At 36.2% G+C, this 23,947-nt stretch carries 23 protein-coding genes; 4 read left to right on the top strand and 19 right to left on the bottom strand.

Annotation, left to right across the window (positions count from 1 at the left end; genetic code table 11):
* The first annotated feature begins 416 nt into the window (after positions 1-416).
* The 4 genes from AC622_RS21460 to AC622_RS21455 all read left to right on the top strand — a co-directional run bounded on the left by AC622_RS21460 (position 417) and on the right by AC622_RS21455 (position 3,555).
* The gene (locus tag AC622_RS21460; protein ID WP_269431767.1) at positions 417-548 is read left to right on the top strand and encodes a hypothetical protein; all 132 of its coding nucleotides are present in this window, start codon (positions 417-419) and stop codon (positions 546-548) included.
* Positions 549-1,173: 625 nt separating this feature from the next.
* Positions 1,174-2,427: an IS21 family transposase gene (gene istA / locus AC622_RS01045; RefSeq protein ID WP_049669382.1), complete on the top strand. Its 1,254-nt coding sequence runs from the start codon at positions 1,174-1,176 to the stop codon at positions 2,425-2,427.
* Positions 2,424-3,185, top strand: coding sequence for an IS21-like element helper ATPase IstB (istB, locus tag AC622_RS01040; protein ID WP_049669381.1), 762 nt, complete (start codon positions 2,424-2,426; stop codon positions 3,183-3,185). The genes istA and istB overlap by 4 nt, the downstream gene beginning before the upstream one ends.
* 238 nt (positions 3,186-3,423) lie before the next feature.
* Positions 3,424-3,555 carry a hypothetical protein gene (locus tag AC622_RS21455; RefSeq protein ID WP_269431766.1) on the top strand — a complete coding sequence of 44 codons (132 nt, stop codon included), beginning with the start codon at positions 3,424-3,426 and terminating at the stop codon, positions 3,553-3,555.
* 69 nt (positions 3,556-3,624) lie between these two features.
* On the opposite strand, the gene AC622_RS01035 is transcribed toward AC622_RS21455, so the two are convergent.
* The 19 genes from AC622_RS01035 to AC622_RS00950 form a co-directional block, all read right to left on the bottom strand.
* Complete coding sequence (locus AC622_RS01035) at positions 3,625-4,584, bottom strand: GDP-mannose 4,6-dehydratase (protein WP_049669380.1); 960 nt, start codon at positions 4,582-4,584, stop codon at positions 3,625-3,627.
* Complete coding sequence (gene gmd / locus AC622_RS01030) at positions 4,581-5,567, bottom strand: GDP-mannose 4,6-dehydratase (protein WP_049669379.1); 987 nt, start codon at positions 5,565-5,567, stop codon at positions 4,581-4,583. Before gmd ends, AC622_RS01035 begins: the two co-directional genes overlap by 4 nt.
* Positions 5,568-5,789: 222 nt before the next feature.
* Positions 5,790-6,830, bottom strand: a complete 1,041-nt coding sequence (locus tag AC622_RS01025; protein WP_049669378.1) for a GDP-mannose 4,6-dehydratase — start codon at positions 6,828-6,830, stop codon at positions 5,790-5,792.
* The gene (locus AC622_RS20895; protein ID WP_156185526.1) at positions 6,820-6,981 is read right to left on the bottom strand and encodes a hypothetical protein; all 162 of its coding nucleotides are present in this window, start codon (positions 6,979-6,981) and stop codon (positions 6,820-6,822) included. The genes AC622_RS01025 and AC622_RS20895 overlap by 11 nt, the downstream gene beginning before the upstream one ends.
* A gap of 276 nt (positions 6,982-7,257) precedes the next feature.
* Complete coding sequence (locus AC622_RS01020) at positions 7,258-7,803, bottom strand: REP-associated tyrosine transposase (protein WP_156185525.1); 546 nt, start codon at positions 7,801-7,803, stop codon at positions 7,258-7,260.
* Entirely contained in the window at positions 7,803-9,335 is a 1,533-nt protein-coding gene (locus AC622_RS01015) for a YifB family Mg chelatase-like AAA ATPase (protein WP_049669377.1), read from the bottom strand. Before AC622_RS01015 ends, AC622_RS01020 begins: the two co-directional genes overlap by 1 nt.
* 419 nt (positions 9,336-9,754) lie before the next feature.
* Positions 9,755-11,176: a lipopolysaccharide biosynthesis protein gene (locus AC622_RS01010; RefSeq protein ID WP_049669376.1), complete on the bottom strand. Its 1,422-nt coding sequence runs from the start codon at positions 11,174-11,176 to the stop codon at positions 9,755-9,757.
* An 8-nt stretch (positions 11,177-11,184) separates the two neighbouring features.
* Complete coding sequence (locus AC622_RS01005) at positions 11,185-12,231, bottom strand: hypothetical protein (protein WP_049669375.1); 1,047 nt, start codon at positions 12,229-12,231, stop codon at positions 11,185-11,187.
* The gene (locus AC622_RS01000; protein WP_049669374.1) at positions 12,228-13,322 is read right to left on the bottom strand and encodes an alkaline phosphatase family protein; all 1,095 of its coding nucleotides are present in this window, start codon (positions 13,320-13,322) and stop codon (positions 12,228-12,230) included. Before AC622_RS01000 ends, AC622_RS01005 begins: the two co-directional genes overlap by 4 nt.
* 16 nt (positions 13,323-13,338) lie before the next feature.
* Positions 13,339-14,460 carry a glycosyltransferase family 39 protein gene (locus tag AC622_RS00995; protein ID WP_049669373.1) on the bottom strand — a complete coding sequence of 374 codons (1,122 nt, stop codon included), beginning with the start codon at positions 14,458-14,460 and terminating at the stop codon, positions 13,339-13,341.
* 254 nt (positions 14,461-14,714) lie between these two features.
* Entirely contained in the window at positions 14,715-15,848 is a 1,134-nt protein-coding gene (locus AC622_RS00990; RefSeq protein WP_049669372.1) for a glycosyltransferase family 4 protein, read from the bottom strand.
* 93 nt (positions 15,849-15,941) lie between these two features.
* Positions 15,942-17,012 carry a glycosyltransferase gene (locus AC622_RS00985; protein ID WP_049669371.1) on the bottom strand — a complete coding sequence of 357 codons (1,071 nt, stop codon included), beginning with the start codon at positions 17,010-17,012 and terminating at the stop codon, positions 15,942-15,944.
* Entirely contained in the window at positions 17,009-18,139 is a 1,131-nt protein-coding gene (gene wecB / locus AC622_RS00980) for a non-hydrolyzing UDP-N-acetylglucosamine 2-epimerase (protein ID WP_049669370.1), read from the bottom strand. The genes AC622_RS00985 and wecB overlap by 4 nt, the downstream gene beginning before the upstream one ends.
* Before the next feature lies 1 nt (position 18,140).
* A complete protein-coding gene (locus tag AC622_RS00975; RefSeq protein WP_049672713.1) occupies positions 18,141-19,247 on the bottom strand; it encodes a capsular polysaccharide biosynthesis protein CapF in 1,107 nt (368 codons plus the stop codon).
* Positions 19,244-20,266: a polysaccharide biosynthesis protein gene (locus AC622_RS00970; protein ID WP_049669369.1), complete on the bottom strand. Its 1,023-nt coding sequence runs from the start codon at positions 20,264-20,266 to the stop codon at positions 19,244-19,246. The genes AC622_RS00975 and AC622_RS00970 overlap by 4 nt, the downstream gene beginning before the upstream one ends.
* A gap of 20 nt (positions 20,267-20,286) precedes the next feature.
* Complete coding sequence (locus AC622_RS00965) at positions 20,287-21,498, bottom strand: glycosyltransferase family 4 protein (protein WP_049669368.1); 1,212 nt, start codon at positions 21,496-21,498, stop codon at positions 20,287-20,289.
* A gap of 4 nt (positions 21,499-21,502) precedes the next feature.
* The gene (locus AC622_RS00960) at positions 21,503-22,120 is read right to left on the bottom strand and encodes an acetyltransferase (protein WP_049672712.1); all 618 of its coding nucleotides are present in this window, start codon (positions 22,118-22,120) and stop codon (positions 21,503-21,505) included.
* Positions 22,121-22,122: 2 nt separating this feature from the next.
* A complete protein-coding gene (locus tag AC622_RS00955) occupies positions 22,123-22,761 on the bottom strand; it encodes a sugar transferase (protein ID WP_049669367.1) in 639 nt (212 codons plus the stop codon).
* A complete protein-coding gene (locus AC622_RS00950) occupies positions 22,761-23,891 on the bottom strand; it encodes a DegT/DnrJ/EryC1/StrS family aminotransferase (RefSeq protein WP_049669366.1) in 1,131 nt (376 codons plus the stop codon). Before AC622_RS00950 ends, AC622_RS00955 begins: the two co-directional genes overlap by 1 nt.
* Positions 23,892-23,947 lie beyond the last annotated feature (56 nt).

The raw sequence follows: 23,947 nt of genomic DNA, 5'->3' as shown, positions 1-23,947 counted from the left end.
TTCGCACAAAAATATTATGAGATTACTCCAATATAATTGAAAATCTGTCCTTGGAAACCGAAGAGGGTAATTCCTGAAATTAATCTTTATTAATTTTATATCAGGCTTTACGATGTGTATCCTCTATCTGTTATTCAATATCCCTTCATTTTCTCAAAAGTTCACCTCCATAATACAACCCACTCTTTTACCTAAAAATGGAACCAATAATTCGATATTACCACATACATTCTTGTAAGAATACAATTCTTTTGACAATATGCGACTATTTTCCCTATATTATCTATAATCGAATCTATTATCATCATAATCAGATAGTTACAATGCCGCTTTGGTAGTAACAAACAAGAGAATTCAACTAGAACTAAAGTATGTCACCATTACGCAGCCAGTTATGATACTAGGAGGAAAATATCTTGAGTGTGCACCGAACTCCTGAAGAAATGTACAAGAAGAGAAAGATTAAGCAGAATATCCTATACGCTTCCCTTATCATTACGGTAGTAGGAATCATCATTGGACTTCAGTTCCTTTTATACAACACGTGACAATGAGAATAAAAGGCTATCCCGCTCATCTCATTAAAGGATGATTACAGGATAGCCTTCTCGTGAGATCCGACCCTCCATTTACGCACGATATCCCTCAGGCCCCTTAAGACCAACACTGTATACCTTTACCGTCATTAAAATACCTCCAAGCTTATTAAATTTTATAACTCAAAGAAATGAAAGAATGGTGTAACTCTGAAAGTAATAATAGAGGAAAAAACCGGAAGAAAAATTTGAAGACACTAAAAAATGAAGGGTGAATCAATTAAATATCCACTCGACATAAATACACAAACCCCTTTAAAGACCAATAATTTTCAAATAATTATTATAATATAATAAAGACCTTGAGCTAGTAAAATCAAAGGGAGAATATGTTTTCAATCAATTATGTAAAATGGTATTCTATGCTGCTATCCAGTATCCATTCAAACCTTTAGAACTTTACTTTCATAATATAATCCTTCATATTTACCTAAAAATGGTATTTAACTTCAATATTATCTCTTTTATTCATGAAATTATTGTCACTGCCGGAGTTAAAATACTCAATAACACCGATTTAAAATTCCTCACTAATCACGGATAATCGACGTATCACTACAAAAGAGAGGGATCGTCGATGTTGAAAATGGGGGATTTTATAATGATTCGAGAACTTTATCAAAAAGGATGGACATTATCAGCTATTTCAGAGGAAACAGGATTCGACCGAAAAACCATTCGAAAATATATTCATTCTGAAGAAACACCTTCTTCAAAATCGAGAATGAAACGGAAAAGCAAGTTAGATCCCTATAAGGCGTATCTCTTACAAAGAATTCAGGAAGGAACCACAAATTGCGTGGTCTTGCTTGAAGAAATTACAGCAATGGGGTATGAGGGGAAGAGTACAATTTTACGAGATTTTGTGCAGCCCTTCCGGGCACAACCAAAGAAACAGGCCACTAGGCGATTTGAGACACCTCCTGGGAAGCAAGCTCAAATGGATTGGGCGGAAGTCGGTGAAGTAGTGATGGATGGTCATCCACAAAAGGTTTATGCCTTTCTCATGATTCTGGGGTATTCCAGGATGAAGTATATTGAGTTTACGACAGATATGAAGCTCGAAACATTGATGAAATGTCACATGAATGCCTTCTCCTATTTTAACGGCATTCCGAATCAGATTCTCTATGATAATATGAAAACCGTCGTGACAAAGCACAGTCCAACAGAGATTCGTTTTAATCGTACGTTTGAAGATTTTTTAGCCTACTATGGGGTCGTCCCGAAAGCTTGTAAACCCTACCGCCCACAGACGAAAGGAAAAGTAGAAAGAACGGTGGATTACCTAAAGAAAAATTTCTTTCAACGAAAACATGAACCTACGCTGGAAGCATGGAATCATGACATACAGATATGGTTGGACAAAACAGCTAATAAAAAGAAAAATGAAACGACACAAGAACCGCCGGTTCAGCGTTGGCAAACGGAACAGCCACAGCTTCAAGCCTGGGGAATAAAGCCGTTATTCCCAACAAGCCATTGGGAAGTGCGGGAGGTAAGCAGAGATTGCTTTGTCTCTTACTTAGGAAAGAAATACTCTGTCCCTTTTCGGTATGCCGGTCAGAAAGTTAAGTTGAAAGTGACATTGGACAAACAGTTGGAAATATACGATGCACAAGACCGCATTGCCCAACATCCCATTATGACAGGAAAAGCACATATGCATATTCAGTTGGAGCACTATGAGAAGTCAGAAGAACAACAAAAAGAGCAGAAACAACAGAACTCCCCTGGTTTGCCGACCCCGGATTTCTGTCCTTCTACTCCACAGGTGGAAGCTCGATCTCTAGCCACCTACGCCGCACTCGAGGGGAATGAATCAGAATGAAATCCAGCCTTGAAGAACGACTCATCCAGTTGGGCTGGCATGACACAGCCAGTCAATTGGATGATCTGGTAGAGAATGCTTCTACCCATAATGTATCATATTTTGATTTTCTGCACACGGTTGTTTTACAGGAATGGGAACGTCGAGAATCAGCTAAATTAGAAAATCGAATCAAGCGCGCCAAACTTCCTTATACCAAAACCATTCATGACTTTGATTTTACGTTTCAGCCAAGCATCAATGAGCAACGTGTAAAGGAAACCCTTACCTGCCGGTTTATTGCCAATGGAGAGAATCGTCTTCTTTTAGGGCCACCTGGTGTAGGGAAAACCCATCTCGCCCTCTCTTTTGCCTTAGAAGCTCTGGCAAAGGGACATACCGCCTTGTTTTTGACGGCTGACCAAATGGTGGCAGAATGCCGTAAGGCAGAAACAAAAGGAAGCATTCCTAAATTGGCACAAAAATGGAGCCGTCCAGATTTATTGATTATTGATGAGGTGGGATACTTTCCTTTTGACGAGTTGACGGCAAATGTCTTTTTTCAAGTGGTATCCAAGCGATATGAACATGGAGCGATGATTTTGACCTCGAACAAATCATATATAGAATGGGGCAAAGTGTTTGGGGATGATGTCTTAGCGACTGCCATCTTAGATCGACTCCTTCATCATGCGGTTACCTTCAATATCAAAGGAGATTCGTATCGTTTGAAGGAAAAGAAAAAGGCTGGGATTTATCCAGCAGCGTTATCGAAGTAACGGCATCAGTGGGGAATTTTATTCCGGTGATAGTGGGGAAAACTAAAACGGTATTGACAATTATACAGTTATATCGATAAAACGCGACTATTTTCCCTATTTTCTCTACATTTGAATTTATTATCATTAATAGCAGATAGTTTCAATGGCACGTTTTGTAGTAGTGAACAAATAGTTTTACTAGGTCTAAAGTATGTCATCATTACACATCAAGTTTTGATACTAGGAGGAAAATATCATGAGTGCTTACCGAACTCCTGAAGAAATGTACAAGAAGAGAAAGATTAAGCAGAATATCCTATACGTTTCCCTGATCATTGCAGCAGTAGGAATCATTATTGGACTTCAGTTCCTTTTATATTCCATGTAATAATGAGGATAAAAGAAGGCTATCCCGCTCATCTCATTAAAGGATGATTGCAGGATAGCCTTCTATCTTTCATAGCTGTTCCATGGTTTCTTTATACTTGTTTCTCCACCAATACAGGGTGTTACGGAGACTGTCATCGAACGCACACTGAGTCTTCCAGTCAACTGCTTCCTGAAGTTTCTTGTTGCTCCCTGCAAACCGCTCCACCTCATTCGGCCGGTATTTAGCCGGGGCGACAACGACCTCTATAGATACCGTTGACAGCTCAATCAGCCGCTGCAGAATATCCCCGACCTTCCTGGCCGTTCCTGAGCTGACATTATAAAGGCCGTTCGCTAGTCCCTCCTTCTCAATCAAGAGGGCATACGCACCTACGATGTCCCGCACATCCGTGAAGTCGCGCCAGGCTTCGAGATTGCCGACTGAGATAATCGGCTCCATCTGCCCCGCTTCAATCGCAGCAATCTGGGAGGAGAAATCACTTATGACAAACCCCTTCCTCTGCCTCGGACCGAAATGATTGAACGGCCTGAGATGGATGAGGTTCATTCCATATTTCCGAGCAAGCTGCATCCCCACCTGGCCAGCAATAAACTTGCTTGATGCATACGGATTTTGAGGCTTGCATTCCACCTCTTCATGAAGCAGCTCATGCTCCTTCGCTGCTATGCCATACTCCTCACTGGAACCGACCGTGAAGATTCTCGCCTCAGGTACGGTCTCATAAGCTGCCATAATCAAATCCACGGTACCGACAGCATTCACCTGAAGCGTTGCAGCCGGATCATTCCAAGCATGGGGGACATTACTCTGGCCAGCAAGGTGAAAAATCACATCCGGCTCTGTCTGACGCAGAGCCTCCTTCATCTCATCAATCTGGCCGAGCGGAAATGAACAAGTTTCCACTCCAACTGGAATATTACCCCGTTCATTCCTCACCCCAGCAACGACTTCATGTCCCCGCCCCACGAGCTCACTCACCAGATAGGAGCCAACGAAGGCGTTCGCTCCAGTGACAAGCACCTTCATGCATTCACCTTATGCAAGCCGCGCCTGACCCGCTCCAGGTCTGCCTCCACCATCATCGTAATCAGCTCATTGAGTGAAGTGCTCGCCTCCCAGCCAAGCTTCTCTTTTGCTTTAGCTGGATTACCAAGCAATACATCCACCTCGGCTGGACGGTAGAAAGCTGGGTCAATAACGACATGGTCTTCATAGTTCAACCCGACGTGCTCAAAGGCAATACGGCACATATCACGAACAGTCGTCGTGAGCCCGGTTGCGACGACATAATCATCCGCCTCATCCTGCTGGAGCATGAGCCACATCGCCTCCACATAATCACCGGCAAAGCCCCAATCTCGCTTCGCATCAATATTGCCAAGGCGCAGCCCCTTCTGCTCGCCAAGCTTAATCTTCGCGACCGCATCCGTCACTTTCCGTGTCACGAACTCAATTCCGCGCAGCGGGGATTCATGATTAAATAAAATCCCGCTCGACGCATGTATCTCAAAGCTCTCGCGGTAATTGACCGTAATCCAATATCCGTACAGCTTCGCCACCCCATAAGGACTTCTCGGATAAAACGGTGTCTTCTCGGACTGCATTTCCTCCTGGATGAGGCCGAACATTTCACTCGTGGAGGCTTGGTAGAAGCGAATAGACGGGTCGGTGAGCCGAATGGCCTCCAGCAGATTGACCACGCCGACACCCGTCACCTGAGCGGTCAGAACTGGCTGCTCCCAGGAGGTGCCGACAAAGCTCTGGGCTGCGAGATTATACACCTCTGTCGGGCGGGCAACCTGGAGTGCTCTTAGGAGGGAGGAAAGATCCGTCATATCTCCCTCAATCAGCTCCACCTCATCCTTGATTCCTACATACTCCAGCCGCCAAGTTGTACTCGTGCTCCTTCTAGCAATCAGCCCATATACTTTATAGCCCTTTTGCAGAAGAAGCTCCGCCAAATAGGCCCCGTCCTGACCGGTAATCCCTGTGATCAATGCCGTTTTCATCTATACATCTCCCCATTCTTTCGATTATTGTTTCTGAGAAGAATGACCTACGATGCTTTTGTTCTTTTTTAAGAACACCATAATTTAACTATAGTATGCCCCGCGTTAATTAACAATAAAAATTTCCATCCACCCTCCACTTTGTTCTTTAAAAAGAATTCAAACCCGACACGAAAAGAGCGGAAAGCCCCCTTATTCAGGCGCTCCCCGCTCTTCAAAAAATCACTTCACATCATAATAGTCACAATACCAGTCCGCAAACCGTTGCAGCCCATCCTCAATCGACGTGCTTGGCTTAAAGCCAAATGCTTTCTCCAAAGGTTCAGTATCTGCAAAGGTCGCATAGACATCACCTGGCTGCATCGGAAGGAACTCCTTCTTCGCGACAATTTCACGACCAGTTGCCTTACTCAGCACCTTCTCAAGTGTCTCGATGAAATACATCAGCTGCTCGGGGTTGGAGTTGCCGATGTTATACACCTTATGCGGCACCCCATGCTCATCCGCTGAAGGCGGCTGATTAAGCATTCGCTCCATCGATCCGACAATATCATCAATATAGGTGAAGTCCCGCTTCATATCGCCATTGTTAAAGATCTTGATTGGATCACCAGCGAATATTTTCTGTGTGAAGCCATAATACGCCATATCCGGTCGTCCCATTGGACCATACACCGTAAAGAAGCGCAAGCCCGTTGCCGGGATATTATAGAGATTTGAATACGATCTCGCCAATAACTCATTGCTCTTCTTCGTGGCCGCATACAAGGAAACCGGGGTATCCGTCTTATCCTCCACCGAATAAGGCGTCTTCTTATTCGCCCCATAGACTGAGCTGCTGGAGGCATACAAGAGATGCTCAACCGGCGTGTTCCCTTCATCATAGGAATGACGGCAGCACTCAAGGATATTGTAAAACCCAATCAGATTCGATTGGATATAGGCATCTGGATTGGTGATACTATAACGTACCCCTGCCTGCGCAGCCAGATTGACGACAATCTCAGGCTGATACGTTGAAAAAACTTCATCCAATGCCTGTTTATCAGCAAGATCCACCTTCAAGAACGTGAACCCGTCATAATCAGAAAGCAGCTCAAGGCGTTTTTCTTTTAGACAGACATCATAGTAATCATTCATATTGTCGATGCCAACAACACGGCATCCCTTGTCCAATAGGTTCCGAGACAAATAGAATCCAACAAACCCGGTCGCACCGGTAATTAAGTAAGTCTTATGAGGATCTGGTTGTTTATAGCTCATTCTGCACTAGCTCCTTCGCACGGACTCGTTCTGCAGGCTTCCTTCCGATGGAATGGTATTCGACGCCGGCCTGCAGCATCTCCTCTACATAATATGTACGAAATCCCCCGAACACTATAGGCATACCATTCAATATCCAGCCTATTTTCAATGGATGAATCTTCACCTCACCAACACATTAAACATAAGCAAGCCATTGCATCAAAAAACTGCATCAAGGTACATCCCATAGAAAAAGCACCTTTTCCGTGTTGCATCCCTCTGATAAAAATTCGCGAAATTGAAAGTGCAAGTACTGGTCAAATCATAATATGGACAGATGATGTGGCAGGAGTACTAATAACCTTCGTGTTACAGAGAAGAAGTCAATAGAGTAAAAATATCGCGCTACCTTTGACTGGTTCTAACCCAGATAGTTACTGGCTGTTTACAACACTCTCACAATACTTCTTCCTCCTTTCCTGCCCTGTCCCCTCCCCTCATAATAATCTAGAATTTTTTCTATATTGATGAACCCGAACGGAATGGATTGAGGATTATCGTAAAATCGATAACTGCTCCATGGATAATGTTCTGGCTGCTTGACCATCTTCGCGGCAACCGGATTTAAATGAATATACCGGCTAATCTCAAGCATTCCCTCTTTATCCTCAATCAGTTTGTCGTAAAATCGTTTTTCAAAGACATGCCCGGTAAGACGGTATTTTGTATTATAGTAGTTGGCATAGCGCTTATTAATAAGTGCCATCAGTTTTGAAAGCGGTGTATCCTTGCTGCATATTTGTAGATGGAAATGGTTCGTCATGAAGCAATAAGACGCCATTTCAAAAGGATACTTTGCATAAAGTTGCTCGAGGATATGGATAAAGGCTTCAAAATCTGCTGCGTTTCGAAAGAGGGGATCTCGTCGGTTTCCGCGGCAAACGACATGGTAATATCGATTGGGAAGGAAAATTCGTTTTGGTCTTCCCATTATGTTTGTCTCGCCACATTCTGCTGTTTTTGAATACTCCAACGTCTTAAACGAAATGCCTCCCAAAGAGAACTGTCCGTAATCTCCTTTTCTCCTGCTAAATCAGAAATTGTTCTCGCAAGGCGAATGATTTTGATTTGAACACGATTACTCCAATTTTGCTTTGCTGTTATCTTTGTTAACATCCGTTGCTGCTCCATTGTAAGAGGACTCCTGTCTGTCAGCCATTCCAGCGGAACCTTTGCATTGGACACTTCTTTCTGATAACGATCATACTGGATGCTGCGTGCCTTCTCTACCCTGTCACGAATATCATCAGAGGTTTCCTGCCGCTTTACTGGCTGATCGAAATTAATAGACTGTAAAGAGAGCAATATATCCATTCTGTCATAAATAGGGCCAGATAAACGATTGCGATAAGAAAGAATTTGTTTTTCTGAGCACGTACAGTATTGATGATTAGAGCCTATATATCCGCATGGACATGGATTCATGGCGCCAATTAATAGAAACGAGGAGGGATAAGTCACAGTGGAATGAACCCTGCTAATGGTCACACTCCCTGTTTCAAGCGGTTGACGAAGCATATCTAACGTCTTTTTGGTAAACTCAGCCATTTCATCAAGGAACAAAACACCTCGATGGGCAAGCGAAATTTCCCCTGGCCTTGGCGTAGAACCACCTCCAATAACTGCAACTGCGGATGCTGAATGATGCGGGTGGCGAAAAGGGACATGATGGTGATATTCTCGTTTCTCTCCCGCTAATTGATAGAGACTCATCACCTCCAGCTGCGCTTTATTCGTCAATGGCGGAAGAATGGATGGAAAGGTTTCAGCAAGCAGGCTTTTTCCACATCCCGGCGGACCGCTCATTAATACATTATGTTCCCCCGCAGCTGCAATCTCCAGCGCTCGCTTAGCATACTCATGACCAATCACATGACGGAAGTCTTTTGGGTAAGGGGCAACATTCAGATGAGTTGACTCAGATTCCAAGGTAGGATAAAGCGAAAGGCTACTCTGCCCACCAAGGTGGTTGACAACCTCCTCAATATGCTGAACAACCACGCAATCTAGCCCTTCCAACATATGAATCGGGATAAGAGGATCATGAGGGAAATAGATTTGCTTGATCCCAAGCTTCTTAGCCGAAATAAGCGCCGGTAACATCCCATCCGCTTTTACTATCGTCCCATCAAGCGACAAAGCACCAATAAAAGCTGTATCCTCTGGAATCTCGCATTTAATCACATCGAGTTCCTTTAAGGCAGCAATCCCAATGGCTAAATCAAATAGCGGACCATTTTTCTTCTGCTCGGATGGAGATAAATTAACGACCACCTTCTGGTCTGTCACATCAGCGCCAAAATGACTCAATGCCGCGATCACCCGCTCACGAGATTCTTTCACTGATGCATCCGGCAAACCCACAATAATCATCGACTCCGTCCCAGGGGAGATCCGAACCTCCACCTGCACACGATATCCCTCAAGCCCCTTCAGACCAATACTGGATACCTTAACAGTCACAAAAAAACCTCCAAGCAATATTTAATTTTGAAAACTAAATGATATGAAAGATTGGTGTAACACTGTAGGTAATAAAAGAGGAAGCAAAATAGAAGAAGTAAATTGAAGAAATCAGAAAATGAAACCAAGGAATAAGGAAGCTATGCTTATACATTCAACATAAAAGCGCAAACTCCTTCAAAACCCCAAATAATTTTTACCACAACGAAAAAGGCTCCTTACACAAAAGAAGCCTACACTCAAAAATAAAGCTCTGCCACCACCACTATGGAATATTCCGTGAAACAAGAAAAATCGGGTGGTGACAGGCTCCTTTTCTTTTGAAAAAACATTTGTAAGATGTATTATTCATACCGAAATTGATGAATTTCTCTGCATAACACAATAAATATATACCTACAACAAAGCAATAAGAAACTTTATCTCTTAAACAGAATATAATAGTATTTCAAGTTATTCCTATACATTACTAAAATATAGCATAATAGGATTAAACCAATTATAATATTGTAATAGCCGAATAAGTTTAATGATCTTATTAATGCATATATTATGAGAAGCATTAAAGAGGTGTGTAGCTTAATTTGATTATACTCAACATTAAATAGCATCGAAGAAGCCATTATTTTAACAGTCGTAAATACATATCTCGCAAATAATAGTGTTAGAGCAGCGCCACTAATCCCCATTCTTGGCACCAAAATACAACTTAAAAATATACTTATTACTAGTGATATTCCTCCTGCAACCATGTTCCACTTAGTCTTTCCAGAGAATATGATTCCTACTGACATTGTTTCAGACAAAATAGATAACAAAGGAATAATAAGGAAGAAAGGGATTACTTTTATCGCACTATGATATTCTTCCCCAAGAAATAAAACAAGTATATCACTTAAACTTATTAATACAGTACCTAATATAAGTACAGTGGTTGCTACTAATTGACTCGCATTTTTAAAGAAAGACCTATTATCCTTATTATTATTATAAATTTTCAGTGCCATAGGAGTCCAAAAATTTACATATCCAGAGTATAAAATATTGATCATAGTAATATAAACTGTTGCAGCGGTATAAATACCCAGACTTTCAATTGACAGAAAATATCTTATAGTATATTTATCTACAAAAAACAATAAACTTTCTGATAATGCTGCAATTGCAAAAGGAAATCCATATGCAACAAGGTGTTTACCTTTTAATTTTCGGTTACCTTTCAAAAAAATGCCGACCCAAACTTTTCTAGTCAATAATATGCCAACAATAACTTGAGTTCCCAAGGAGAAGACATACGATACTAGTAAAGCAGTAACTGTATAATTGTTTAAGATAAACAATTGAATAAGAACAATTAAAAAAAATATAAGCCTTTCAAAAAACACTAAACTTGAATATAATATAGCTTTATTCTCCATTCGAACAACAACAAGCATAAACCTTCCTACGATAATAAAGAAGGTTCCGATAATAAACAATACTAAATTGAATGGATTTTTTTCTCCGAATATATACAACGAAAGGCTATCCCAAAAAGGAATAGCACTTATAAGAATAATTATATATATACATATTATCGGTACAACACATTTTCTTAATAATGTACCCAAATTATCCCTTTCTTCATAGTAATATCGAATTAAAGCTTGGTCTAGTCCAAGTGGGAAGGCAATTAAGATTATATTGAAAACTGCCAATATTAGACCATATATCCCATACTCTTCAGGAATGATTGATCTTGTAATAATCGGTATACTAATAAATGATAATAGTGCACCAAAAATCCCTCCTGCGGAAAATCCAAATAACCTTTTTATTAATGATTTACCATCAATAGACATAGCTCCTCCTAATCAATTCCCTTAGTTGAATATGATGGGTAACCATAAAGAATATAATTATATAACTTCAACTTATTAAGTTTATTCTTCGTCAGATTATCAGCTTCTATCGCAGCATATAGCTCCTCTAAATATACCTTCCGAGAAATAGGAATTGTTCTACATATAATAGCACGTTTTATTCTTCCCGCTAATCTTCTACTATTATGAAGTATATTATGAGTTGTATTTGACACCTTAAACATACGGTAATCTTTTAAACACAACGAAGTAAATCTTAAGAATTCAGTTAATAGGTAATTGACTTCAATATCTTCATACTCATTATTTCCCCAGGCCTTTATAGAGTAACAAAGGTTTTGAAACTTGTGGAAATTTTCCTCTTCAATTGATATCCTCTCATTTATAGAATTAAATAATTCGAGTCGATTTTCAAATCCCGATTCTAATCTGCCCTTACTAATTAAATAAATTGTCAATAGATCAAGTCCATTACGTGCAATTATATATCGCATAATTTGATCACTACTTAAGGAATCCGAAACTTTTTTATCTATACCATAATAAATGATAGAGAACATTCTATGATTAAAAATATCAAATACATCACTAAAATTTATATTATTAATAGTTACTGTAGGTAAAAGGGAAGTAATATCCTCTTCACCATAAATGACTCTACCATTGACTTTTGTTTCAAAAATAAATAGTTTCTTTTCTAACTTTTTTAAGTGTCTCTTAGGAACCACACTAAAATCAATATGGAAGAAGGGATTTGAAACGGAGATTGCCGTTTCATTATAATCTTCTATCATTTGGTGAATTTCCATTGAATTATTACTATCTTCAATCACTACAACATATTCAATATCACTAATAAGCTCCAATGTTTCATCAATTACAGTCCAACTACCCTCACCTCTTGAGAGACTTCCCGTTAGTATAATTGATATTTCGGTACTATATTCACTATTTTTTATTATTCTAATTAATTCTTCAAAATAATTTTCAACAATTGCATCCGCTTTTTTGTTACTGTATATGAAATAGTTCATTTATCTTTCCTCGATATATATTGAATAAAACTGAAAAACTCCTCGTAATTATAATCATTTTTTAATTTTAAGTCTGATATAACAACACCATCTTGATCTATAGCTCCTGGCCAATATCCATGCATTCCCAGAGCTTTTGTTCTTAATCCTACACCAAAATAATTAGGACTAAAAGTATATCCTTCTTTTAATATAAATATTAATTGACCAAACTTATTAGAGGTAACTTTATATCGTATTCTTTCATTTTCTGACATTATATGACCATACTCTTTACTTTCAAGATAACTCGCAATATCATTTTTAAGTTGTTCATTCCATGTCCAAACTCTTAGTATGGCAGAATCACAAAACGCAACATATTTACCCTTTTTTTGCCTCCCAAATTTATCTTCTAAATTATGGGAAACATTTTCTTTGACATTTGACATGCCATGATCTGATACAATTACAACATTGTTATCATGCCACTTTTCTTTATACTTATTCATTAAAGATATAATTTGAACTAAATGTTCGTCAATTACTCTATCATACTCAGGACCTCTCCCTAGTAAATGTCCATATTTATCACAAAAACTAAAAGATACCATAATGTTTTCTGTTTCTTCTATTAAAGAACTCATTTTTTCCATCATTTCTTCGAATGAATATTTAAATTCATCCTCCAATAAAAACTTATATCCAGCAAATATATCAATATCTTTAATATAGTCAGTCTTAGAAAGGAGATATTTTGCTTCTTCACTAAATAAACTTCTAATATGCGATGGAATATTGGCCAATTTTGGTCCTGGAATAACTCTATCTACAATTTTTTTTGAAATTACACCCGCTAGCGGTAAGACCTCAAAAGGTCTTAGTATTTTAGACATTATTTTTATCTTCGAACCATTTTCTTGAGAATATCCCCAATCAGTAAAAAAACCTACATCATCAGGATATTTTCCAGCAAAAAGCTGCCAGTGTAAATTTGAACTATATCCAACATTTGGTGTTAGCTTTGCGAAATTATATTTTGATTTTAAAATATTTTCATTCCCCTGAATAAATGTATATGGAAGTGCGTCTATAAATACTACTAGTGCCAAAATAAATGTGCTCCTCTCAATTAATTAGAATCAAGTTTAATAAGAATAATAAAACATACATTAATAGAACCGTAATAATAAACAGAATTTTCCTTTTATCTTTAAGAGTTGACAAATATGCAGATGAACAAATTATTATAAAAAAATGTAGAAAATAAAAATGCCTCGGTACATTAATTACAGTTGCAGCAGAGAAAAGGTGCAGTAGTAATAAAGGATAAAGAATGATTTTTTGGAGTTTATTTTTTTTAAAGGTAAACCAATAAATTAAAAAAGCAGGTAAAATAAATACGCTTAGGTAATTGAGTAAACTTAAAACATCACTCCACTTATTAACATTAAAATCAAAATTCAACGGTAAAATTACTGACAGAGCCCAAGCAAATGGCAATTTATATAGTTGGAAAATATTATCAACTCTAAAAAAAGATATTGGTCCTTGATAGTCTCTAGCGTAATCGCTATAGATTTCAATTTTATTTAGAAATCCAGAATAGTTACTGAATAGTAGGAGCATCATTATAATTCCAATAACAACAATAGTAATAATCCATCTTATGATTTTTATGTTTTTGGTATTTTTCTGTTCCCTATTGATTAGGGCTAAAATAAATATTCCAATTAAGAGTTCACCTACACCAAATCTTATCCAATGCATCAATATAATGGGAATTACCAATTTGAGTACTGAGTACTTTTTATATTTATAAAATTTTATAATTTGAACTAAACTTAATGTTATTAACAACATTAATAATGAGTCTTTAAATAAAAATGACGAAAATATAATATAATATGGTATGCAACAATAAAGAAAAGCAGATATTTTAGCGACTTTTTCATTAAACAGTTCTTTAGCAAGAAAATAAATAGGAAAAATTGTAAACGAAGCTATCAGTATATTAAATAATCTTAAAACAATCACTGAATTGAATAAATAGTAAATCACTGCATTGATTCTAAAATATAAAGCTGCTGCAGTAACACCACCAAATTTAATATCCGTAGTTTGGAAGGCATCCAAATCAAGAATATTATTAGCTATTTCAGTATATGTTTTTGCATAGTCCTCGTACCTTAAATCATCAGAATATAGATGCATATCAAAATAATTTGGTTCAGATAGCACTATCAACAAAAAAAATACCCTCAATAATATAGCTATTAAAAAGTATATATATATCTTATCATTACTCAAAATACGCCCTATTATACTTTTAGATATATAATTATTAATGACCTACTCACCTTCCTTCAGCCTACCTAAAACAAAACTTAAATAAATCTAATATCTAGTTACACATTATCTACATAAGGTCTGATCGTATTGACCCCCTACGATTCCTTGATAATCATAAAAAAGAAAGTTAGACTTTTATGTTTTTATAATCGTCATATATCTATTGTTTTCCGAAGACCTACATTGTTAAAAAACTTGTCCATTTTTTCATTTTTAGCATCAAAGGAAAAGTACTTTGAAATTTTTATAGGATTCTGTTTTTTACACAGTTCAACCTCATCAAAATATTTATCTATTATTTCTTTAAGTTTTCTATATAAATCTTCCGAACTACCTCGTTCAAATAAGTACTTATTTTCAAGCATTTCAATATTGCCATCAACATTACTTCCTATAACTATCTTCCCACAACCCATAGCTTCTAATACTGTAGTTGGCAAAGGATCCTTTAAGCTAGGTACAACTAATATATCTATAGAATCATAAAATTCCCTCATCTTCTCCCTTGGATAATTACAGTATTCAACATTTTTTCCTTCCAATATCCCCTTTATATCATTGAGATAGTTTTTTTCAGATAAATGATATGAAATACGTAATTTTGTATTGGGATTATCTTGATTCAATTTAGAAAAAGCCTTTGCTAGAAATACAACTCCCTTTCTTTCTATAATATTCCCTGCATATCCTATAACAATATTTTTAGTTGCATCATTTCTATCCCTACTACTAGGAAAGAACTTTTTCACATCTATTCCGTTATATATAACGTTAACATCATTTTTGTCTAATCCTGCATATTTTATCAATTCATCTTTACATGCTTGAGAAACTGTTATTGTGGGATATCCAATACACAATCTTTTAACAAGAGGGGTAAATGAACAAGATGTCATCATGTCATGAATATGCAAGACCACTGGTATATCTATTTTTCTTATTTTTCCTAGTAACGTAATCCCCAGACAAGATATTGTATTATTACAATATATTAAATCGATATTATTCTGTCCTATTTTTTTAATAATTTTATTAAGAAAGAATGCTTCTTTTACTATCACATTTAAATTATCAATCCTAGATTTAAATTTTGAATTTCCTTTTTTCATATAATAAGGTGAGTAAAATGTGTCTATAAAGCCAAATTCACTATAGAACTTTTTAACTTCTGGTGTATCAGGCGCACAAAGATAATATCTGTGTTTTGAATTTTGAACAAAATCTTTTGTTACAATTTCTGCTCCGCTTATAGCTGCACTACTACTTATAAGTAAAATATTCTTCAATAAGAGAACATCCTTTCATAAAATAAATATTAATAACAGGAACTTACCCCATTTTTTATGGTTTTACGAGATAACCTCTAATGTAAATATGATTTATAAGAGTACTTCATTGATTAAATTTCTATTTTTTATCTTAATACTATCTTCCTTTACATCATTATAAATCTGTTTACTTAATATATTTTTCATAATTTGTGCTAATTGATCACTATCAAACGGATCAAAAAAGTATTTATTTTCATATTCACCTAATATTTCATGAGAAAATTGAGAGTCTGAAGCAATAACTATAGTATTATGACTTTTAGCCTCTAGAATAGGTAAGCCAAAAGTTTCAATATATGAAGGAAAAATTAATATAGATTTGGAATAATAGTCATATACTTTATCTCTAGTTATATCTCCAATAAACTCTATAGGTAATTGATTATCTCTTATAATTTTTTTTAAGTTTAGTATATTATTATTCTCATTTCCCTTTAAAGTAAATATAACTTTAAATCCTTTATAATCTTGATCAGATAATTTTTGACAAGCTTCTACAATTATTTTATGATTTTTATAAATTACTGGACTTGCAGGATAAAAAAAGGTTGAAAATGATTCTTTAGTAGGTATAAATTTTCTGTTTATATGGATATTTGTTTTAGGTGGAACAACACTAATTTTCGAATCTTGTTTATCAACTAACTCACTACATGCATTTTTCATCCATTCTGTCTGAACAACTACTTTACTTGCCTTCTTGATAGATTTAAAAATTTTCCTGCTAAGTATATTTTGGTAAACCCAAAAAAGCTTATTTTCTTTAAATGTAAATTTATATTTAACAAATGGCAGCGGCTGATGTATATATAGTATTTGCCTTACATCAGTATTAGGAATGATTACATTTTGTAAGGATAAAATTCTATCTATCTTATATTTTTTTACCAACTTTGGGGCTACAAAATTATCAAAGTATAACCTGTGAAACCAGCTTTTTTTTACCCATGGAAATTTCAAAACTCTTATATTTTCGATTTCATATAATTGAGGCTTGCTTATTACAAATATCCAATTAATGTTTTTATTATTATACTGTTTTACCTCATTGTAAAAATCATTCAAAATTGATAATGCTCCACCAGTTTCGGCTGGCACATCAAATACCATAATGTTCATAAATGTTTCTCCCATACAACTCTATTCACGTAATCAGTATATGACAAAATAATTCTAACTACTTTATCCGATACATTGGGCATACTATAATCTCTAACAATCCTTAATGTACCCTTTTCTTGTCTTTCTAGCACAACTAATCCTTGTAATATTCTTTCCTTATTCAAACCTACCATCATAACAGCTGCCTCTTCCATAGCTTCAGGTCTCTCATGCGCTTGCCTGATATTAAGTGCCTTAAAACCTAGAATAGACGATTCTTCACTAATTGTCCCGCTATCACTAAGAACTGCTTTTGCATTAATTTGTAGTTTCACATAATCATTAAAGCCTACAGGTTTCATTATTTTCACTAATGGATTAAACCTAATCCCTTTGGAATCAATCATTTTTTGTGTTCTAGGGTGTGCACTCACAATTACTGGCAAGTTATATTTTTCAGCAACTGCATTCAAACTATCTACTAAGTTAAGGAAATTTGTGTCTGAATTGATATTTTCCTCCCTATGAGCAGATACTACAAAGTATTCTCCTTCTAACAGCTCAAGCCTATCTAAAACATTAGAATTCATAATATCATCTTTTCTTGAATTTAAAACTTCAAACATTGGACTACCAGTTTTAATAATCCGATCTGAAGGAAATCCTTCTCTAAGAAGATATTCTCTAGCAATATCGCTGTACGTTAGATTAATATCTGCTGTATGATCAACGATTTTGCGATTTGTTTCTTCAGGTACCCTCTGATCAAAACATCTATTACCTGCTTCCATATGAAATATTGGGATATGCCTTCTTTTAGCTGCAATTGCGGTTAAACAACTATTTGTATCACCTAATACTAAAAGTGCGTCTGGTTGTTCCGCTTCTAATATCGGGTCAATCTTAATAAGTATATTCCCAATTGTCTCTACTGCTGTACCTATTGCTGCATTCAAAAAATAATCAGGTTTTCTTAATTTAAAGTCATTAAAAAATACTTCATTTAATTCATAATCATAATTTTGCCCCGTGTGTACCAAAACATGATTAATGGCTTCTGACTGTTCTAATTTATTCATAACTGCAGATAATCTAATAATTTCCGGCCTTGTTCCAACTACTGTCATAACTTTTAACTTCTTCATATTAAACCTCCACAAAATAGGTATCTGGATGTTCAGAATCAAACAATTCATTTGCCCACATCACAGTTACCATATCTGTTGTTCCTAAATTTTCGATGTTATGCGTATATCCCACTGGGATATCAATCACTTCTAATTTGTTTCCATTAACAAAATACTCTATTACATCGTCAGTATCAATTTTTCTAAAACGAATAACACCTTCTCCACTAACAACAAGAAATTTCTCATTCTTAGTATGGTGCCAATGGTTTCCCTTTGTAATACCAGGTTTAGATATATTAATAGAGACCTGCCCACGATCTGGCGTTTTAATAAATTCTGTGAAAGAACCCCTATCATCAATATTCATCTTTAATGGATAGGCAAATTGATCTTCTGGCAAATAACTTAGGTACGTACTGTATAATTTTTTTATAAATTCATTACCTAAATCTGGAACCAAACGTTCATCCCTGCTTCTTTTGAATGACTGAATCAAATGAACTATCGTGCCTAGTATTTCTTTATGTTTCACTGGGACTTCATAAAATTGCCCGCTCTTTGTTCCCTCTGTCAATGCATATATTAACTCATCTACTACGTCGTCAATATAAACTAATTCTAACTCTACCTTCGGGTTATTAACCGTAATAGGTAAGTCGCGGGAAATGTTATAGCAAAACGTTGCAATTGCACTATTGTAATTTGGACGACACCATTTTCCAAAGACATTAGGGAAACGGTAAACTTTTACCTCTGCCCCTGTTTCTTTAGCATAATCAAATAATAAATCCTCTCCCGCCTTCTTACTCTCACCGTATGGGTTAGAGAGAGAAGCCTGAGTAGAAGATGACATCATAACAGTACAAGTATTTTTATACTTTTTTAAGGTATCTAGTAAAGTAGATGTAAAGCCATAATTACCTTCTCTGAATTCAGAAACATCAATAGGCCGATTTACTCCGGCTAGGTGGAAGACAAAGTCAGCCTTCTCGCAGTATTCTTCAAAGAGATGTGACTCAGTATCACGTTCTACTTCAAAGATATTACGGTATCCACGATTTTTTAGTTCAATGACTAAGTTCTTACCTATAAAACCCCTAGCACCAGTTACTAGTATATTCATCGTGCTTTCCATTTTTCTAGCTCCTTACGAACATACTCTAATTGCATTAATTTCACCTTAATCTGCTCTACTGATAGACGCTCGGTATTATTTGAATTATATTCGTCCTGAATGGAAAGCTGATGATCTCCTTCAACAAAATACTTATCATAGTTTAAATCACGGTTATCAGAAGGAACTCGGTAAAATCCTCCCATATCGGTAGAAACAATTTTTTCTTCACGAGTAAGTAACGTCTCGAATGATTTTTCACCATGTCTAGTGCCAATTACTTTTATCTCATTATTTACTTCGAATAATTCTTTTAATGCCTGTGCTAAGTCCCCGACAGTTGAAGCCGGAGACTTTTGAACCATGATATCTCCTGCCTGAGCATTTTGAAATGCAAAGATAACTAGTTCAACTGCTTCTTCTAAACTCATTAAGAAACGAGTCATAGTGGGATCAGTTACCGTTAAAGGTTGTCCATTTTTTATCTGCTCTATAAATAAAGGGATAACTGATCCGCGTGAAGCCATTACATTACCATAGCGTGTTCCACAAATTAATGTTTGATCAGGATTTACCGTTTTAGCTTTTGCTACAAACACCTTTTCCATCATGGCTTTGGATATACCCATTGCATTAATTGGATAGGCAGCTTTGTCAGTCGACAGACAAATAACTTTCTTTACTCCACATTCAATAGCTGCTGTTACCACATTATCAGTACCGATAATATTCGTTTTTACTGCTTCCATAGGGAAAAATTCGCAAGATGGGACTTGCTTAAGTGCTGCTGCATGGAAAATGTAATCTACGCCATACATTGCATTTTTTACACTTGCTATGTCTCTTACATCTCCAATATAGAATTTAAGTTTGTCATTTTTATATAGCTTTCGCATATCATCTTGTTTTTTTTCATCTCGAGAAAAAATACGAATTTCTTTGATATCCGTATCTAAAAATCTTTTCATAACTGCGTTTCCAAATGAACCCGTACCACCTGTTATTAACAAGGTTTTATTCTTAAACATACACTTACCTCTTTTCAAATCTAATTAAAATGACTCATTATAATTTCATATGAATGTCTACTCGTATAATTATTTTCTAGGTATAATCTAGCGTTAACGCCCATTTGTTTTCTCAAGCCTTCATCACATAGCTGCTGTAACCTTTTATTAAATTCATCAACAGTATCACTCTCACACCAAAATCCAAATCCACCTTCTTCAATAACCTGGCCGATATCAGTATTTTTATCTGTTGCTGCTAATACAGGCATTGATGCTTGCATATATGACAGAAGTCTGGAAGGGAAATTTGGTATAGTGAATCGTTTATCTAAAAAAATCAAACCGACATCACACGAATTAGCTAAAATTTCATAATCCTGTTTTGGTAATTGAGAAAACAGCTGTGCATTGTTTAGATTTTCACTTTCAAAAAAAACTTTAAGTTTATTAAACTCTGTTCCTGATCCTGCTATAACAAAATAAACCTTCTCATTATGCTTATTAGTTCTTAAACATTCAATTAAGAAATCAATACCTTGTGGCTTTCCAAGGTTTCCACCGTAAATCAAAACTATACGATCAAGCGGTATGTTATATTTATCCTTTATCTTTAGAATTCTTTGTTCGTCTTTATTAATGATCAAAGGTTCAATACTATTTGGACAAATTTCTATGTTATCTGGGGAAATTTCAGGATTATGTTTTAGTAGAAAATCAACATTTGCCTGTGACATACAACCAATATAATCTGATATTTTATACAACTTCTTTTCCTTAGATTTAAAGTACTTATATAAGATACCTTTAATTCCTTTGTTAGAAATCATCCCAAGATCTATTGCATTTTGTGGGAATATATCTTTTAACAGCAAATAAGTCTTTGCATTATCTCTTTTTTTCACATATTCAACCGCATTTTGCAATGTTATAGGCGGTGTAGAATAGATAACCAAGTCAAACTTTACATCAGAAAAGTATTCCTTAATCCCTTGTTTAAACTTAGACTCTAGCGTTAGCGTTGAGATACCTTTTTCTATTAGGTTAGTTTTTTGAATATTACCTATCTGTAATTTAAGAATTTTATATTTTTCATTTTCAATTAATTTGGTTGGTTGTTGTTTTCTTTTTTCAGTCGGTGAAATAATATGCACCTTATGATTGCCCTTAATAAACTCTCTCATCAAGTCAGTATATATACCATTTTCATCTACTGTAGTGAAATCTAACAATGTTAAAAATAAGATGTTCATCTTCTTAAATTCTCCTTGCTGGAACGCCGATATAAGTTCCAGGCTCAGTAATATCCTTTATAACAACAGCACCAGCACCAATTTTGCATCGGCTTGTAATAGTAATATTATTGATAACAGTACTCCCTATACCAATCCAAGAATCTCGTCCTATTTTTACTGCACCTGCCAAATGAACTCCTGGTGAAATATGAACATAATCTTCAATAATAGTGTCATGGTCAATTGACGATCCTGTATTAACAATGCAACCCTGTCCAATTTCCGTACAACAATTAATAACTGCACCTGCCATTACGGTTGTCCCTTCACCTAATTTCACTTGTGTTCCAATAACCGCATTAGGATGGACTATAATTGGAATACTAGCACCGCTTGCAACAAGAATTTCTTGAATCTTTCTCCTTGTTCCGTTATTTCCCAATCCAACAAATATATCAAAATCTTTTACATACGTTAATATATCCTTTGTAGTACCAATGACCTCTATACCCATTGAAGCTTTAATGTTTAAATCATCATCCAAAAAGGCAATTGTCTTCCACTTATTCATTTTTAATGCAATATCCGCAACGACTCTTCCATGACCACTAGCACCGATTATAAGAAGTTTATCTTTCATCATTAACACTTTCCTTTTTTTCTTCCCTTAAAGGGCTCCATGGTTACTGCTGTCTCTGAATTAATTCCTTCTCTAACAAAAACCTTTTTTATAGTCAAAAAGATTATCTTCCAATCCCCAATGAAGCTAACATTCTCCACATATTCAACATCAAGATTGAACTTATCTTCCCAACTAATTGCATTTCTTCCGTTTGCCTGCGCCAACCCTGATAACCCTGGTCTTACCTCATGACGACGTTTTTGATGTTCGTTATAAAGAGGAAGATACTGCACCAATAATGGTCTTGGACCTATAATAGACATGTCACCTTTTAGGATATTTATAAGTTCTGGTAGCTCATCAAGTGAAGTGGATCGTAGAAACTTTCCAAACTTAGTTAGCCGAACATCGTCAGGGAGCAAAGCACCACTATCATCTTTCTCATCCGTCATTGACCTAAACTTATACATCATAAAAATCTTTTCATTAAGACCTGGTCGTTCTTGTTTAAAAAGTATTGGACTGCCTAGTTTCGTTCTTACTAGGATTGCTACTATTATAAACACGGGACTTAGAACAATAATAGCAATCAAAGAAAGAATGAAATCCATCGGCCTTTTAACATACCTTCTATAAATGCCACCTTTTAAATCATTCATTACCTTTCCCACAACCTCTTAATAATCGTACAAACTCTATTTAAATCCTCATCCGTCATCTTCGTATCAGAAGGCAAACAAACACCATTCTCAAATAATTTCTCTGATACATCAGTCCCCACAAAATCATACTTCTCAAAGAACGGCTGTAAGTGCATTGGTTTCCAAACTGGTCGCGATTCGATATTCTCAGCTTCTAATGCTTCAAATATATCAATTGGTCTTACTTTCCCAGTCAATGTCATCGAACTCAACCAATAATTAGGGTAGTCCCATTCATTACTTGGCATGAACTCAATACCTTCCAGTTCACCAAGCTCTCTTTTATAAAATTCATAGATATACCTTTTCTTCTCAACTCGTTGATCCAATACCTTAAGCTGTCCTCTGCCAATTCCAGCAACGACATTACTCATCCGGTAATTAAACCCTAATTCACTATGCTGATAATGTCTTGCTTGATCTCTAGATTGTGTAGACCAAAATCTAGCCTTAGCAATTCGCTCTTCATTATTAGAAACCAGCATTCCACCACCTGAAGTCGTGATAATCTTATTTCCATTAAAGGAGAAGATTCCATAATCGCCAAATGTTCCAGTCTGCTTACCTTTGTAATAGGTACCCAAGGATTCAGCAGCATCTTCTATTACCACTACATTGTACTTCTTACAGATCTCCATAATCTTGTCCATATCTGCAGATAAACCATATAAATGAACAACGATTACTGCCTTAACCTCTGGATACTTTTCAAAAGCCTCTTCTAATGCCTTAGGGCACATATTCCAAGTCTCATAATCACTATCGATGAATACAGGAATCGCATTTTGGTAAATAATTGGGTTAGCCGTTGCAGAGAAAGTAAGTGTTGGACAGAAAACTATATCCCCTTCTCCCACACCTGCTGCTTTAAGGGCCAAATGAATGGCAGCTGTTCCTGAAGAAAGCGCCGCTGCAGCCTTTGAACCGACCTTTTCGGCCAATTCTCTTTCAAATCTATTTACATTCTCACCAAGAGGGGCAATCCAATTGGTATCAAAGGCTTCTTGTACATATAGCATTTCATAACCTTCATCACTCATATGAGGTGAAGAAAGGAAAATTCTTTTTTTCTCTTTTATCGACTGCATTATAAGACTTCCTTCCGTTATTATACTTAGTAAACTAGGACTTAATTGGAATCTAT

Origin of the sequence: Bacillus sp. FJAT-27916 (genome assembly GCF_001183965.1) — a bacterium.
Taxonomy (GTDB): domain Bacteria; phylum Bacillota; class Bacilli; order Bacillales; family Pradoshiaceae; genus Pradoshia.
This window is presented reverse-complemented; position numbering and strand designations above follow the sequence as displayed.